General features: G+C 60.0%; 11 protein-coding genes. 4 read left to right on the top strand and 7 right to left on the bottom strand.

Annotated elements, in window-relative coordinates; genetic code table 11:
- Nucleotides 1–148: 148 nt before the first annotated feature.
- A complete protein-coding gene (typA, locus tag ACLEIV_RS07155) occupies nucleotides 149–1,975 on the bottom strand; it encodes a translational GTPase TypA (RefSeq protein ID WP_410455957.1) in 1,827 nt (608 codons plus the stop codon).
- Nucleotides 1,976–2,316: 341 nt separating this feature from the next.
- On the opposite strand from typA, the gene glnA reads away from it, so the two are divergent.
- On the top strand, nucleotides 2,317–3,726 hold the full coding sequence (gene glnA / locus ACLEIV_RS07160; RefSeq protein ID WP_410455958.1) for a glutamate--ammonia ligase: 1,410 nt from the start codon (nucleotides 2,317–2,319) through the stop codon (nucleotides 3,724–3,726).
- Nucleotides 3,727–3,862: 136 nt separating this feature from the next.
- Here the strand turns inward: glnA and ACLEIV_RS07165 are convergent, their stop codons facing one another.
- The 3 genes from ACLEIV_RS07165 to slyA are packed head-to-tail and all read right to left on the bottom strand — an operon-like array spanning nucleotide 3,863 to nucleotide 6,411.
- Entirely contained in the window at nucleotides 3,863–4,879 is a 1,017-nt protein-coding gene (locus ACLEIV_RS07165) for a DUF2955 domain-containing protein (RefSeq protein ID WP_410455959.1), read from the bottom strand.
- 10 nt (nucleotides 4,880–4,889) lie between these two features.
- Nucleotides 4,890–5,939 carry an HlyD family secretion protein gene (locus ACLEIV_RS07170; protein ID WP_410455960.1) on the bottom strand — a complete coding sequence of 350 codons (1,050 nt, stop codon included), beginning with the start codon at nucleotides 5,937–5,939 and terminating at the stop codon, nucleotides 4,890–4,892.
- Nucleotides 5,940–5,955: 16 nt separating this feature from the next.
- Nucleotides 5,956–6,411 (bottom strand): transcriptional regulator SlyA, encoded by a 456-nt coding sequence (gene slyA, locus ACLEIV_RS07175; RefSeq protein WP_410455961.1) that lies wholly within the window; start codon nucleotides 6,409–6,411, stop codon nucleotides 5,956–5,958.
- A gap of 192 nt (nucleotides 6,412–6,603) precedes the next feature.
- Here slyA and glnL point away from each other — a divergent pair, with 192 nt between their 5' ends.
- From glnL to add, 3 genes are read left to right on the top strand one after another with little or no spacing between them, the layout of a single operon-like run.
- Complete coding sequence (gene glnL, locus ACLEIV_RS07180) at nucleotides 6,604–7,713, top strand: nitrogen regulation protein NR(II) (RefSeq protein WP_410455962.1); 1,110 nt, start codon at nucleotides 6,604–6,606, stop codon at nucleotides 7,711–7,713.
- A gap of 9 nt (nucleotides 7,714–7,722) precedes the next feature.
- Entirely contained in the window at nucleotides 7,723–9,153 is a 1,431-nt protein-coding gene (glnG, locus tag ACLEIV_RS07185; protein WP_410455963.1) for a nitrogen regulation protein NR(I), read from the top strand.
- A 31-nt stretch (nucleotides 9,154–9,184) separates the two neighbouring features.
- Nucleotides 9,185–10,189: an adenosine deaminase gene (add, locus tag ACLEIV_RS07190; protein ID WP_410456036.1), complete on the top strand. Its 1,005-nt coding sequence runs from the start codon at nucleotides 9,185–9,187 to the stop codon at nucleotides 10,187–10,189.
- A 17-nt stretch (nucleotides 10,190–10,206) separates the two neighbouring features.
- Here add and ACLEIV_RS07195 read toward each other — a convergent pair whose 3' ends face one another.
- From ACLEIV_RS07195 to ACLEIV_RS07205, 3 genes are read right to left on the bottom strand one after another with little or no spacing between them, the layout of a single operon-like run.
- The gene (locus ACLEIV_RS07195) at nucleotides 10,207–10,914 is read right to left on the bottom strand and encodes a sulfite exporter TauE/SafE family protein (RefSeq protein ID WP_410455964.1); all 708 of its coding nucleotides are present in this window, start codon (nucleotides 10,912–10,914) and stop codon (nucleotides 10,207–10,209) included.
- Nucleotides 10,911–12,341: an amidohydrolase family protein gene (locus ACLEIV_RS07200; protein WP_410455965.1), complete on the bottom strand. Its 1,431-nt coding sequence runs from the start codon at nucleotides 12,339–12,341 to the stop codon at nucleotides 10,911–10,913. The genes ACLEIV_RS07195 and ACLEIV_RS07200 overlap by 4 nt, the downstream gene beginning before the upstream one ends.
- Nucleotides 12,342–12,390: 49 nt before the next feature.
- Nucleotides 12,391–13,749: a uracil-xanthine permease family protein gene (locus tag ACLEIV_RS07205; protein ID WP_410455966.1), complete on the bottom strand. Its 1,359-nt coding sequence runs from the start codon at nucleotides 13,747–13,749 to the stop codon at nucleotides 12,391–12,393.
- Nucleotides 13,750–14,037 lie beyond the last annotated feature (288 nt).

The following is a 14,037-nucleotide window of genomic DNA, read 5'->3' on the forward strand; positions in this document are numbered from 1 at the left end:
TCGCTACTAAAGGATATCCATTGTGGCAAATTAATCAGTCACAGTGCCAGTCGGATATCATCACGCCGGGAACCCCTCCCCGAAATCCCCGCCAATGCACAATAAAAAAGGGCGCCGAGGCGCCCTTTTTTAGCTTAGCGAGTCGGAATTAATCGCGACCGGCACGCTTGCGTTCGTTTTCAGTCAGAGCACGCTTGCGAATACGCAGGTGGTTCGGCGTCACTTCAACCAGCTCGTCGTCACTGATGAATTCCAGTGACTGCTCCAACGTCATCTTGATCGGCGTTACCAACGTCAGCGCTTCATCGGTACCCGACGCACGAACGTTGGTCAGCTGCTTGCCTTTAATGCAGTTAACCGTCAGATCGTTCGCACGGCTGTGAATACCGATGACCATGCCTTCGTATACTTCGGTGGCGTGATCGATAAACAGACGGCCACGTTCCTGAATATTGAACAGCGAGTAAGCAGAAGCCTTGCCCTTGCCGTTGGAAATCAGTACACCGTTGGTACGAGCACCGATGGTACCGCCTTTATGAGGACCGTAATGGTCGAAGCTGTGGTTCATCAGACCGGAGCCGGAGGTCATGGTCATGAATTCGGTCTGGAAACCGATCAAACCACGGGCTGGTACAGTAAAGTCGATACGTACACGACCTTTACCATCCGGCACCATATCGGTCATTTCGGCTTTACGCTCACCCAGCTTTTCCATCACGGAGCCCTGGTGCTCTTCTTCCACGTCTACGGTCAGGTTCTCGAAAGGTTCCAGCTTGACGCCGTCTTCTACTTTCAGAATAACTTCGGGGCGAGATACGGCCAGCTCGTAGCCTTCACGGCGCATGTTTTCGATCAGGATGCCCAGGTGCAGTTCACCACGGCCAGATACGCGGAATTTATCCGGATCGGTACCCTGCTCAACACGCAATGCCACGTTGTGCACCAGCTCGGAGGTCAGACGCTCCATGATATTACGGGAAGTAACATACTTGCCGTCTTTACCGGCGAACGGTGAGTTGTTGACCTGGAAGGTCATGGTAACGGTCGGCTCGTCTACAGACAGCGGCGGCAGTGCTTCAGCAGAGCCCAGAGCACATACGGTGTCGGAGATTTTCAGCTCGCCCAGACCGGTAATGGCCACGATGTCACCGGCATTACCTTCGGTCGCTTCGGTACGCTGCAGGCCCAGGTAACCCATAACCATGCCAACTTTACCATTGCGGGACTTGCCATCGGCACCTACCACGGTGACCTGCTGGTTAACGCGCACGGTACCGCGCTTGATGCGGCCGATGCCGATAACGCCGACATAAGAGGAGTAATCAAGCTGGGAGATCTGCATCTGCAGCGGACCTTCCAGATCCGCATCGGGTGCCGGAACCTGATCAACTATGGTCTGGAACAGCGCTGTCATGTCCGGCTCGGGCTGGTCCACGTCCAGTGACGCCCAGCCATTGATGCCGGAAGCATAAATAACCTGGAAGTCGAGCTGGTCGTCGGTCGCGCCCAGGTTGTCGAACAGATCAAAAATCTGGTCCAGTACCCAGTCGGGACGAGCACCGGGCTTGTCGACCTTGTTGATAACAACAATAGGCTTCAGGCCCTGGGCAAATGCCTTCTGGGTCACGAAGCGAGTCTGCGGCATGGGACCTTCCTGCGCATCAACCAGCAGCAGTACCGAGTCAACCATAGACATAACCCGTTCCACTTCACCACCGAAATCGGCGTGTCCTGGAGTGTCTACTATGTTGATGCGGTATCCCTGTTCATCGGGAGCAGTCCAGCGAATAGCGGTATTTTTGGCAAGAATGGTAATGCCGCGCTCCCGCTCTATGTCATTGGAGTCCATGACTCGCTCTTCCGCTTCGCCACGGCTTTCCAGTGTACCGGACTGCTGCAGAAGCTTGTCTACCAGGGTGGTTTTACCGTGGTCGACGTGCGCGATGATTGCGATATTACGTAAGTTATCTAACATTCCTGCCTCAAAATACCGGGGGTGGATAAAAAATCGTCGTCATTTTACTCGCCCACCTCGGATCTGCCTAGCAGAATTGAAAATTACTGCTCGACAACTTCCCAAGTGGCGCCGAATGCACCATGATGATCTGCGCCGGATCCAGATGCACCAAAAAGATCCAATCATGCACCAATCAAGTGCAAGTCAGAGCACCCTGGTCGTGACGGTTTCCCGAACATCGGGGTAAAACACTAGTGTGACAAGCATTTGGCAATGTGGCACAGTTTTCGCTTTATATCTGGCAACTGATGAATTTGTTCATCAAACCCTAGGATGATTATTTTTGGAGGTCGAAATCCATGTCAGTAGAAAACGTAATGGACATGATCAAGGAACACGATGTCAAATTCATCGATCTGCGTTTTACCGATATCAAGGGTAAAGAGCAGCACATCAGTATTCCGGTCAATCAGATAAACGACGACTTCTTCGAAGAAGGCAAGATGTTCGATGGTTCTTCCATGACTGCCTGGAAGACCATTCACGAATCCGACATGGTACTGATGCCCGATCCGGCCTCCGCGGTGATGGACCCCTTCACCGAAGACGCCACCCTGAACATTCGCTGTGACGTGCTCGAGCCGGGCACCATGCAGGGCTATGACCGCGATCCGCGCTCCATCGCGCGCCGCGCCGAAGAATATCTGGTATCTACCGGCATCGCCGACACCGTACTGATCGGCCCCGAGCCCGAATTCTTCATGTTTGATGACGTGCGCTTCCATACCGACATGGCCGGCAGCTTCTTCAAGATTGATGATCAAGAAGCCAAGTGGAACTCCGGCAGCGAATATGCCGAAGGCAACAAGGGTCACAGACCCGGCGTGAAAGGCGGCTACTTCCCGGTTGCCCCGATCGATTCCTCTCAGGACATCCGTTCCGCCATGTGTCTGGTGATGGAAGAGATGGGCCTGGTGGTTGAAGCTCACCACCACGAAGTAGCGACTGCCGGCCAGAACGAAATTGCCTGCAAGTTCAATACTCTGACCCTGAAGGCCGATGAAATTCAGATCTACAAGTATGTCGTTCACAACGTCGCGCACGCCTTCAACAAGACCGCCACCTTCATGCCCAAGCCGCTGGTAGGGGATAACGGTTCCGGTATGCATGTGCATCAGTCTCTGGCCAAGAACGGTGAAAACCTGTTCGCCGGCGACCTGTACGGTGGCCTGTCTGAAACCGCCCTGTTCTACATCGGTGGTATCATCAAGCACGCTCGCGCCCTGAACGCCATCACCAACCCGGCTACCAACTCCTACAAGCGTCTGGTACCCGGCTTTGAAGCCCCGGTCATGCTGGCCTACTCGGCCCGTAACCGTTCAGCCTCTATCCGTATCCCGCTGGTCGGCTCGCCCAAGGCTCGTCGTATCGAGACCCGCTTCCCGGATCCGGCTGCCAACCCGTACCTGTGCTTCGCCGCACTGCTGATGGCCGGCCTGGACGGTATTCAGAACAAGATCCACCCGGGCGATGCCATGGACAAGGACTTGTACGATCTGCCGCCGGAAGAAGCCGCCGAGATCCCGACTGTGGCCGTGTCTCTGGACAACGCGCTGGACAGCCTGAACCAGGATCGCGAGTTCCTGACTCGTGGCGGCGTGTTCAGCGACGAGTTCATCGACGCCTACATCAAGTACAAGCGTGTTGAAGCCGAAACCATCAACATGGCCACTCACCCGCTGGAATACGACCTGTACTATTCCGTTTAAGCGGTAAGCTGGAAAGTGAAAGGCCCGGGAAACCGGGCCTTTTTTGTTTGCATCTGGGGGAAGGGTTTACGGCGAGCCGGCGGAGCAGGCCCTTTGCCCTCCCGGCTTCTGACGTGCGCCTCCCCCTCGCACTGGATTACCCCAGGATCTCGTGCCGGGTGGAAGGAAACAGGTTGAGAACCTTATGCACCAGATACACACAGCACAGGGTCAGCAGTATGGCCACCGTCATCGAGCTCATGCGGTACAGGGCGCTGTACACCAAATCGTGCTCCGGTGACACATACTGGCCGAACAGAATGCCCACCGTGGTCAGGCCGGCAAAACCCACCCCAGGCATGCCTTCCTTCACGTGCCAGCGCGCAAACACCATGACACACAACCAGAATGACAGCAGCAGCAGCAGCAGGTTGTGATAATAGTTATATAGAAACAGCTGGGTCAGCAAACCCAGGGCGCAGCCGAGCAGGGTGCCAATGCAGCGCTGGCGACCCGATTGCACCGCCCCCACAAAGCTCATGGGAAACAGCACCAGTACCGTCGCCACCTGAGCCGAGAGAGAGTCCACAAGGTCCACCGTCTGAAACACCGTGAAGCTGAGAGTCGCCACTATGGCGCCCAGCAGCGCCTGATGGCGAACGATATTATCGTTCTTGGCCGGTAGCGCTCGTGCGGCCGGCGGCTCACGATTGGGCAGCATAGCGTAGGCGATGTACGCCAACGCCACCGATAACACAGAGGCGGTGATATTGCTCATCGCCATGTCGGCCAGATCAAACTGCCGGTAACTGGAAAAATGCAGCATGATACTGAGGCTGACGCACCCCGAGGCACCAAACAACAGCATGGGCCCCCTGGCCATCAGCAGGAAGCGGCCCAGAAACAGGCAGAACACCACCACCGTAAAGGCGGGGGGCCAGTGGTTGAGCAAGCCGGGCAGCACCATGATCTCGAGCGAGGTCAGCAACGATGAGCCAATAAACTGCAGGCTGACGAAGCGGTTCAGCACCGGCACCATGCCCAGCAACAGCATGGGATAGACGGTGAAGAAGACCCCGAAGTTCCAGTTCATCATCTTGGCAATCAGCATACCGGCGGCGCTGCCAAAGGCGATGCGCAGACAGACGCGCAGCCGATCTGGGGTCAATTCCATCGCCATCTCCTCAATACAGGTAACGCAGCAGACTGACCACTCGCGCCTGCATGGCGGCCAGGCCATTCAGCACCGGATTATCGACCGGATACAGCTGCACCGTGGCCTTGGCACCGGTGGCCAGCGGCGGCCAGGTGTCATCCAGCGCAATATGGGTACGCAGACGCTGGGCGTCGCGCACCCAGCGATCGGAATTGACCGGCTGGGCCAGCAGCCCGTCGGCCGCCTGCTGACCCTCTCGAACCCCGCTGTCGATGCTGGTGACATGGCCGGCGAAAACTTGTCCCGGCAGGGCATCGAAAATAATATCTACCGGGGTACCGGATTGCACATGGCGCAGGCTCTTCTCGCGCAAGTCCGCACTTACCCAGGCCTGATCGGAAATCAGCGCCATCAGCGGCTGACCTGCCGCCGCATGCTGACCCTGGCGTAACTGCAGATTGCCGATGCGACCGCGACTTTCCGCCTGAACCCGGGTGCGGGCCAGCTCGAGCCGGGCCTGGCGCAAAGCCACCTCGGTCTGTTCGACCGCAATGGCTGCCGCCGTCAGCGACTGCTCTACCTCCTGCCGGCGAGCTTCGGCCACGGTGAGTACATCACGGGCCAGACTGGTGCTGGTGTTGGCCTGCTCCAGCTGTTGCTGCGACATATGACCCTGTCGATGCAAGCGGGCTATTCGCGCCGCCTCCCGGGCCTGCTCATTCACCTGCAGTTCGGCCTTGTGAGCCTCGGCCTTCACTTCTTCCAGACCGGATTGCGCTCTCTGTTGCGCAACCCGCGCCTGACGCTGCGCCAGCTCGGCCCGCTTGACCGCCAGTTGATAATCGCTGTCATCCAGTTCAAACAGCAACTGCCCCGGCTCTACTCGCTGATTGTTGATCACATGCACCCGGTTGACCTGACCGGATACCCGGGCCGAGACCGGCACCACATAGCGCTGGATGCGGGCTTCCGGTGTCATCGGCATATAGTTGTCGACGATGACGAAATAAACAAAAAGCAGAAAGAAAGCGCTCAGGGCCACTTTTATCCAGCGGCTGAAACTCTGTTCTGGCGTCATGATGACCTCGGTTACGTTATTCTTTGTGATCACAGATCCCGTTAAGGTTCTGGTTGATGTGGGCCACCATGCGATTGAACTCCTTGATTTCCTGTTCACTCAGACCCGCCAGCACCTGCTGGCGGGTCTGATCCAGCACAGCGTCCATCTCATCCATCAGCGGACGCACCGCCGGCGTCAGGTACACCCTCTTGCCACGGCGATCATCGGCACAGACCCTGCGTTCCACCAGCCCCAGCTGTTCCAGCCCGTCCAGGGTGCGCACCAGCGACGGACTTTCCACCCCTACCCGGCGCGCCAGCTGATGTTGCTGGATTCCATCTTCATATTTCAGATGTGTCAGGGTGATCCAGCGGCTTTGGGTCAGCCCCAGTGGCTTGAGTCGTTCATCGTTGAGCCAGCGCCACTGCCGAACCAGGCAGGCCAGAGCCATTCCCAGGGTTTTCATCGCCACCTCCAAATTAGTTAGCATGCTAATTATGCTCTTGCTAACTATATTATTCAATATCCCTGACCGCATCGTTCGACCCCTTGATGCGTTCTGGCAAACCGGCAGGTTTCTTGCATTCTTACGATACCAGTAGCGATACAAGTACCGGCCCCCTGCGGGGTATGCCGGCACCATGCAGCCCCCGAGCGGCAAGAACGCCGAATTCGGGTTAGAATGCATGCACCATGGTGGTGCAAATGCAGACAAGAGGACAAACCGGTGTCGGGATCCCAGCCAGACGTACAAGCGATTATAGATAACCTGCTCACGGCGGTGCTGGTGGTGGATGCCGAACTGAAGGTGCTGTTTGCCAATACCGCCGCCGAACAATTGCTGCCCCTGAGCAAGCGCCGGCTGCAGGCGATGCCGCTCAATCTGGCGGAAGAAGATATTTCACTGGATATGGCCCGCATCAGACACTGCATCTATACCGAACAAGGTTTTACCGACAGCGAGGTGCAGCTGATGATCGACGGCGTACCGCGCTGGGTCGAGGTCAGTGTCACCCCCCTGCCCTTGTCGTTACCAGAGCGGGGGCAGACCCGGGCGCTGATCGAACTCAGACTGATCGACCAGCAGAAGAAAATCAGCCAGGAGCTGCAACAGCGCACCCAGCAGCAGGCAGCCCGGGAGCTGGTGCGGGGCCTGGCACACGAAATCAAGAACCCGCTGGGTGGCCTGCGCGGAGCCGCCCAGCTGCTGGAACGAGAGCTGCCCCGGGAAGAGTTGAAGGAGTTCACCCAGCTGATCATCGCGCAGGCGGACCGACTGCGTAACCTGGTCGACCGGTTACTGGGCCCTCAGCGCCCCGGCCGGCGCCAGGTCGCCAACCTGCACTCGGTACTGGAGCAGGTGCGCCGTCTGGTGGCGATGGAAATTCCGCCCGGCATCGGTCTCGGCCGGGATTACGATCCCAGCATTCCCGACTTCGAGATGGACCCGGAACAACTGCAACAGGCGCTGCTCAACATAGTCCGCAACGCCGTCGAGGCACTGGGCGACCACGGTCATATCCAGATCCGGACCCGCACCGCCTTTCAGGTGATGCTGCAGGGCCGCCGCTACCGACTGGCGGCGGAAATCCGCATTATCGATAATGGCCCCGGCATTCCCGACCCCCTGCGCGACACCCTGTTCTACCCCATGGTGACCGGTCGCGACGGCGGCACCGGCCTGGGGCTGTCTATCGCCCAGGATCTGATCCATCAGCATCAGGGCCGTATCGAAACCCAAAGCAGTCCCGGGCGCACCGAATTTATTATCTATCTGCCGTTACGACGCTAGGAGAGCCTTATGACCGAACAGGTATGGATTGTCGATGACGACAGCTCGATTCGCTGGGTACTGGAGCGGGCCCTGGGCCAGGCCGGTTTCGACTGCCAGAGCTTCACCGACGGCGAAAGCGTGCTGGCCGCGCTGCCACAGGGCAAGCCCGGCGTGGTGGTGTCCGATATTCGCATGGGCGGCATGGATGGCCTGACCCTGCTGGGCGCCATTCACGAACAGCTACCCGAGTTGCCCGTCATCATCATGACCGCCCATTCGGATCTGGACAGTGCGGTCAGCGCCTACCGGCACGGCGCCTTCGAGTATCTGCCCAAACCCTTCGATATCGACGATGCGGTCGCCCTGGTGCAAAGAGCCACAGCCCACCTGCGGGAAAGCAAATCCAAAGCTCGGATCGCCGAGCCCGACACCGTCAATGCCCCCGAGATCATCGGCGAAGCCCCGGCCATGCAGGAGGTATTCCGCGCCATCGGCCGCCTGGCCCGTTCTTCCATTTCGGTGCTGATCAACGGCCAGAGCGGCACCGGCAAGGAGTTGGTGGCTCATGCGCTGCACAAGCACAGCCCCCGCGCCCAGAACCCCTTTATCGCCCTGAACATGGCCGCCATCCCGAAAGATCTGATTGAGTCGGAACTGTTCGGCCACGAAAAAGGCGCCTTCACCGGCGCCAACAGCATTCGTCAGGGCCGTTTCGAGCAGGCCAATGGCGGCACCCTCTTCCTGGACGAAATCGGCGACATGCCGCTGGATATTCAGACCCGGCTGTTGCGGGTGCTGTCCGACGGCCAGTTTTACCGGGTAGGCGGCCATCAGCCCATCAAGGTGGATGTGCGTATTATCGCCGCCACTCACCAGGATCTGGAGCTCAAGGTATCCGACGGCGACTTTCGCGAAGATCTGTTCCACCGGCTCAACGTCATTCGCGTTCATATGCCGGCGCTGAAAGACCGACGAGAAGACATTCCCAAGCTGGCCCGCCACTTTCTGGCCAAGGCTGCCAAAGAGCTGAGCGTCGACGCCAAGGGCCTGCATCCGGACGCCCAGGCCTGTCTGCAGTCTTTGCCCTGGCCCGGTAACGTGCGCCAGCTCGAAAACGTCTGTCGCTGGCTGACGGTCATGGCCTCGGGCCAGGAAGTGCTGGTCGCCGATCTGCCAGCGGAGCTGATGCAGAAAGAACGGGGAAAAGAAACCGGCGGCGCCGGGCAGGACTGGCGCCAGGCACTGCAGGACTGGGCCCGGCAGGAACTGGCCTCAGGCCGGCAGGATTTGCTGGCCGATGCCCAGCCCGACTTCGAGCGCATTCTGCTCGACTGTGCCCTGAGTCATACTCAGGGTCACAAGCAGGACGCCGCCCGCCTGCTCGGCTGGGGTCGCAACACCCTGACCCGCAAGCTGAAAGAGTTGCATGGCAACGACCAACTGATAGAGGATGAATAATCACGCCGACCCCAAGCACGAGGAAAACGCCATGATAGACCCCAGCCTGCCCCTGCTCGACCTGCACCGCCATCTGGATGGCAATATCCGCCCCGCCACCATACTGGAGCTGGGTCAATGCTTTGACATGACGCTGCCCGCCACCACTCTGGAGGGGCTGCGCCCTCATGTACAGGTACAGGGAAAAAGTCGGGATCTGGTGTCGTTTCTCGCCAAGCTGGACTGGGGCGTCAAGGTACTGGGCAGCTACGACGCCTGTCGCCGGGTCGCCTATGAAAACGTCGAGGACCTGCAACGCGCCGGTATCGATTATGCCGAATTGCGCTTCAGCCCGGGCTACATGGCGATGAGCCACCGGCTGGATCCGGAGGGGGTGGTGGAAGCGGTGATCGACGGGGTGGCCACCGGCAGCCGCGACTTCGGCATTCCGGCCAAACTGATCGGCATCATGAGCCGCACCTTCGGCCAGCAGGCCTGTGAACGAGAGCTGGCAGCCTGTCTGGCCCACAAAGACCGTCTCATCGCCATGGATCTGGCTGGCGACGAACTCGGCTTTCCCGGTGACTTGTTCGAGCGGCATTTCAGACAGGTGCGCGACGCCGGTCTGCATGTCACGGTACACGCCGGCGAAGCAGCCGGTGCCGCCAGCATCTGGCAGGCGATTAAGGATCTGGGTGCCGAACGCATCGGCCATGGGGTAAGAGCGGTGCAGGATGAATCCCTACTCGACCATCTGGCCGAGCATCGCATCGGCATCGAAACCTGCCTGACCTCCAACCTGCAGACCAGCACGGTGGCCGAGCTGAGCACCCATCCCATCCACCGTTTTCTGGGACGGGGCATACCGGTGTGCCTGAATACCGATGATCCGGCGGTGGAAGGCATAGAACTGCGCCACGAATACACAGATGCCGCGCTTGCAGCTGACCTGACGCCGGCGCAGACCCGCCAGTGTCAGGAAAACGCCCTGGCCATGGCCTTTATCAGCGCCGAGGAAAAAGCCGCCCTGCTGCTGGCCAGCGCCGCGCGGGAGTAGCAGAGGAAAAGCCCTTTTTATTGCCACAACACCAGGATTCCCGATACCAGGGCGAACACCAGCACGAACTGGCGTAGGAAGCGGGCATTGAGCCGCCGATGCACCCATTGGCTAAACGCCAGCCCCAGCGCCAACGCCGGCAGCATCCAGCCCACCGGCTGCAGTAGTTCGACCTGTAGCCGACCACTGAGCGCCAGCACCAGCAGCGAGACCAGCTCGCCGATCAGGAAACACAGGGCCACCGAGGCGCGCAAAGTCGCCACCGGCATATGCTGGTACACTAGGGCCAGGGGCGGCCCGCCGATGCCGGTGGCGGTTTCGGTGATACCGGTGATCACCCCAGTCGACACAAAGGCCTTGCGCCCCGGCGCAAAGGCCGGTGCCAGCCAGCTGACCAGCACCGCCGCTATAGTGGACACCCCGATCAGGATGTTGAGCTGATTCAGGGGCAGCACCACCAGCACCCAGAGCCCGCCGAAGGTGCCCAGCACCCGGCCCAAGGATATCCACTTGGTGCCCAACAGATCGATGGCGTGACGCTCCCGCCAGGCGATCAGGGCGTTGAGTGGTAGCATCAGCACCAGCAGGCTGATCGGCAGCAACGACGGCGCCAGCAGCCCCAGCACCGGCGCCACCACCAGGGCGAACCCCATACCGGTGGCGCCCTGAACAAAGGCGCCCGCCGCCACCGCCAGGGCGACCCAAACGAAGATATCCGGACTCATAATGCACGCTCGTCGAGTCGCGAGCTGATATCCGGCTGCTGCGCTTCCCGCTCCCGCCGATGCCGGCCCGAATCGGGATGAATTTTCTGGATCGGCGCCCGTGCCACCACCGCCTTGGCATGCTCGTCCACCTCACGCATCAGGGCCCGGGCATCCCAGTCCAGCGGCCAGCCCTCCCACAACCGCAGGCGGCCGGCCACGAACACCCCCAGGATTTGATCCCGGTTGGCCAGCCGCACCAGCTCCCAGCATAGATCCCAGGACGGCAACATCTCGGGCACCTCCAGATCCACCAGCAGGAAATCGGCCGCCAGGCCCGCTGCTATTTCCCCGGTGGCGAGATTCAGCACCTTGGCCCCGCCGCGGGTGCCCTGCTCCAGCCAGGGCCAGCCACCGCCGCAGGACGAATCACCCACCGCCAGGCCGAAGGCAAATCGTTGGGCCGCCTCTGCATAATCCAGCAACCGGAAACCGTCGCTGCGGGTACCGTCAGTGCCTAGGCCGAGGCGGATCCCCAGGCTGTGCATCAGTTGGGCCTGAGCCACGGCGTTGCCCTTCCAAGCACTGGCCACCGGGTTGTAACTGACCGCACTGTCGGAGTCGCGCAGCATCATCAGCTCGTCGGGGGTGAGCAGGGTCGCATGGGCGAGCAACGACTGGGGTCCCAGAGCCCCGACCCGGTGCAGGTGCTCCACCGGGCGCAGACCCCGCTGCTCCAGAGAGCGTTCCACCGCCACCAGGTGTTCGTTGACGTGGGTCTGGAACAAGATGCCGGCCTCGGCGCAGAGCGCCGACACACGATGCAGCATGGTATCGGTGGCGATCTCCGGGATGGGAATGGCCAGCGAAGGAGTGACCAGCGGCTGGTCCTGCCAGCCGGCAATGTGTCGCTCGGCCCGATCCAGTATGGGCCCGGGCGCCATCTCCTCGTTGCCACGCTTGTTGTTACACACCACTCCCAACACGCAGCGCAGTCCCGCTTCGGTAGTGGCGTGGGCGATGGCGTCCAGCCCCTCGCTGGCTCGTGTACCGGCATCACAAACGGTAGTGAAGCCACCACGCAGGGCCTCCAGCGCCGCCAGCTTGGCGGTCAGATAGAGGATATCTGGGTTCAGGCCGGATTCCATGGGTACCCATACCCGGCGGAAAATCTCCGACGGTTCGCCGAATACCAGGGACTTGCCGAAGGACTGGGTCAGGTGATGATGGGTATCGATAAAACCGGGCATGATCAGCTTGCCCGGCAGGGCGGTCACCGCCAGCTCCGGGTAGGCCGCCTGCAGCTCGGCCAGAGGGCCGACGGCGCCGAAGCAATCGCCATCCAACAGGATGGCGTGCTCCCGCACCGGGCCTGCCGCCAGCAATAGCCAGTCGGGCGCCAACAGGCAACGTTGTTCGAACTGACGGGGATTGAGTTGAGTCTTCATAGCTATCCTTTTGTTGATTAGAGCAGGTCCCAGGGCCTGCCCGGTTATATCAGCGGCTCTGTAGCCGGGAGTGGTTTTCGGCCTCGGCAACCGGTGCCGACCCCTTGCCTAGGTAGTGAAACAGGGCATTCATCAGGGCAGCGGTGATGGCGCCCATGGCGACACCGTTACTCAACAGGGAGGCCAGCCCGGAGGGAAACTGGCTATAGACGCCGGGCACCAGTATCGGGAACAGTCCCACCGCCAGCGCCACCGAGACCACATACATGTTGGCGTGCTGGCGCAAATCGACCCGACGCAGCATGTCGATGCCCATAGTGCCGACGATGGCGAACACTACCAGGCCGGTGCCGCCGACCACCGCCTCGGGCACGCCGTGGATCACCCGCGCCAGGGGGGAGAGCAGCGCGAACAGGATCAGCATCAGGCCGGAAACCAGGGTGACATAGCGGGAGCGGATACCGGTGGCCCGCACCACGCCGATGTTCTCGCCGCTGGTGATAATCAACGAAGTGCCGAACAGACCACCGAGCAAGGACACGACGGCGTCACCACGGATGGTCCTGGCCACGTCGTTTTCTGGATCCATCTTCTTGTCCACCACCTCGCCGATGGCAATGGTCTGGCCGGTGGCCTCCACCATGGAGATGATGCAGAAGATCATCAGAGGCAATGAGGCCAACAGATCAAACTTGGGCATGCCGAAGGGCAGCAGCGACGGCAGGCTGAACAGGGGAAACAACGATAGATGCTCGGTATGAAAGGCACCGAACAGCACCGCTACCAGGGTACCGCCCAGCAGGCCCAGCAGGATCGCCAGCTGGCCCATCATGCCGCTCAGCACCCGAGCGAACAGCACGGTGAAACCGATGGTGGCGAAGGCCAGCAACAGGTTGAGCGGCGCGGCGAAGCCCTCGGTGCCGGGGTTACCGACGATCAAGAAGCCCGAAATCTTCACCAGGTTGATGGCCACCAGCAACAGCATGGTTCCCACCACCACCGAGGGGAAGAAGCGCAAGAACTTCTTGAACACGGGCAGCACCAAGAAATAGAACAGTGCAGTCAGGAACACCGCCCCCGAGGCGGTGGCCACATCGGTCTGCTGGGCAATCAAAATGAAAAGAACGATAGGCGCGCCGCCCGGCAGCATGATGAACGGCAGCCGGGCGCCGAAGCCGCGCCAGCCGATGGACTGCAGCAGGGTACCGATACCGCAGATGATAAAGGTGGCGCTCAACAGGTTAATGGTCAGCTCCGGGGTAAAATCCAGCGCCGTGGCCATCAGGAACACGGAGGCGATGGGCGAAGCCGCCATCACCAATACATGTTGTAACCCGAACGCCAGCAGCGTCTTCAGGGGCAGCTTTTCGTCGACCGGGGCGGTGACGTCCTTGTGTACTTCCGACATGATATTCTCCTTGCATCCACATGCCGTCGGCGCTCATAGCCGGCGGCTCCTTGCCACACAACCCAAATCGATTTAGGTGATAGCCGAAAAATAACCCGTCACTATGATATCCAGCACGGATTTCCCATCCCTCGCCAATGTTTCCAGAGATGAATCGATTTGGGTGCTTAACCAACAAACCCCAAATCGATTTGGTTAAAAGTTATTCCAGCTTTCTCTCCCTGTCAAGCCGGTATTTTCACCAATTTTGTTGACCCGAGACCGACACCAGAATCGATTTGGTCCTGA

It is taken from the genome of Oceanisphaera submarina (assembly GCF_046521305.1).
GTDB classification, from domain to species: domain Bacteria; phylum Pseudomonadota; class Gammaproteobacteria; order Enterobacterales; family Aeromonadaceae; genus Oceanimonas; species Oceanimonas submarina.

What these genes read in the sequence shown, in the direction of transcription:
- ACLEIV_RS07165 (WP_410455959.1), bottom strand. Translation starts at nt 4,879, where the DNA reads ATGGAATTGACCCCAGATCGGCTGCGCGTCTGTCTGCGCATCGCCTTT.
- add (WP_410456036.1), top strand. Translation starts at nt 9,185, where the DNA reads ATGATAGACCCCAGCCTGCCCCTGCTCGACCTGCACCGCCATCTGGAT.
- ACLEIV_RS07170 (WP_410455960.1), bottom strand. Translation starts at nt 5,939, where the DNA reads ATGACGCCAGAACAGAGTTTCAGCCGCTGGATAAAAGTGGCCCTGAGC.
- glnG (WP_410455963.1), top strand. Translation starts at nt 7,723, where the DNA reads ATGACCGAACAGGTATGGATTGTCGATGACGACAGCTCGATTCGCTGG.
- ACLEIV_RS07195 (WP_410455964.1), bottom strand. Translation starts at nt 10,914, where the DNA reads ATGAGTCCGGATATCTTCGTTTGGGTCGCCCTGGCGGTGGCGGCGGGC.
- slyA (WP_410455961.1), bottom strand. Translation starts at nt 6,411, where the DNA reads ATGCTAACTAATTTGGAGGTGGCGATGAAAACCCTGGGAATGGCTCTG.
- typA (WP_410455957.1), bottom strand. Translation starts at nt 1,975, where the DNA reads ATGTTAGATAACTTACGTAATATCGCAATCATCGCGCACGTCGACCAC.
- glnA (WP_410455958.1), top strand. Translation starts at nt 2,317, where the DNA reads ATGTCAGTAGAAAACGTAATGGACATGATCAAGGAACACGATGTCAAA.
- ACLEIV_RS07205 (WP_410455966.1), bottom strand. Translation starts at nt 13,749, where the DNA reads ATGTCGGAAGTACACAAGGACGTCACCGCCCCGGTCGACGAAAAGCTG.
- ACLEIV_RS07200 (WP_410455965.1), bottom strand. Translation starts at nt 12,341, where the DNA reads ATGAAGACTCAACTCAATCCCCGTCAGTTCGAACAACGTTGCCTGTTG.
- glnL (WP_410455962.1), top strand. Translation starts at nt 6,604, where the DNA reads ATGCATGCACCATGGTGGTGCAAATGCAGACAAGAGGACAAACCGGTG.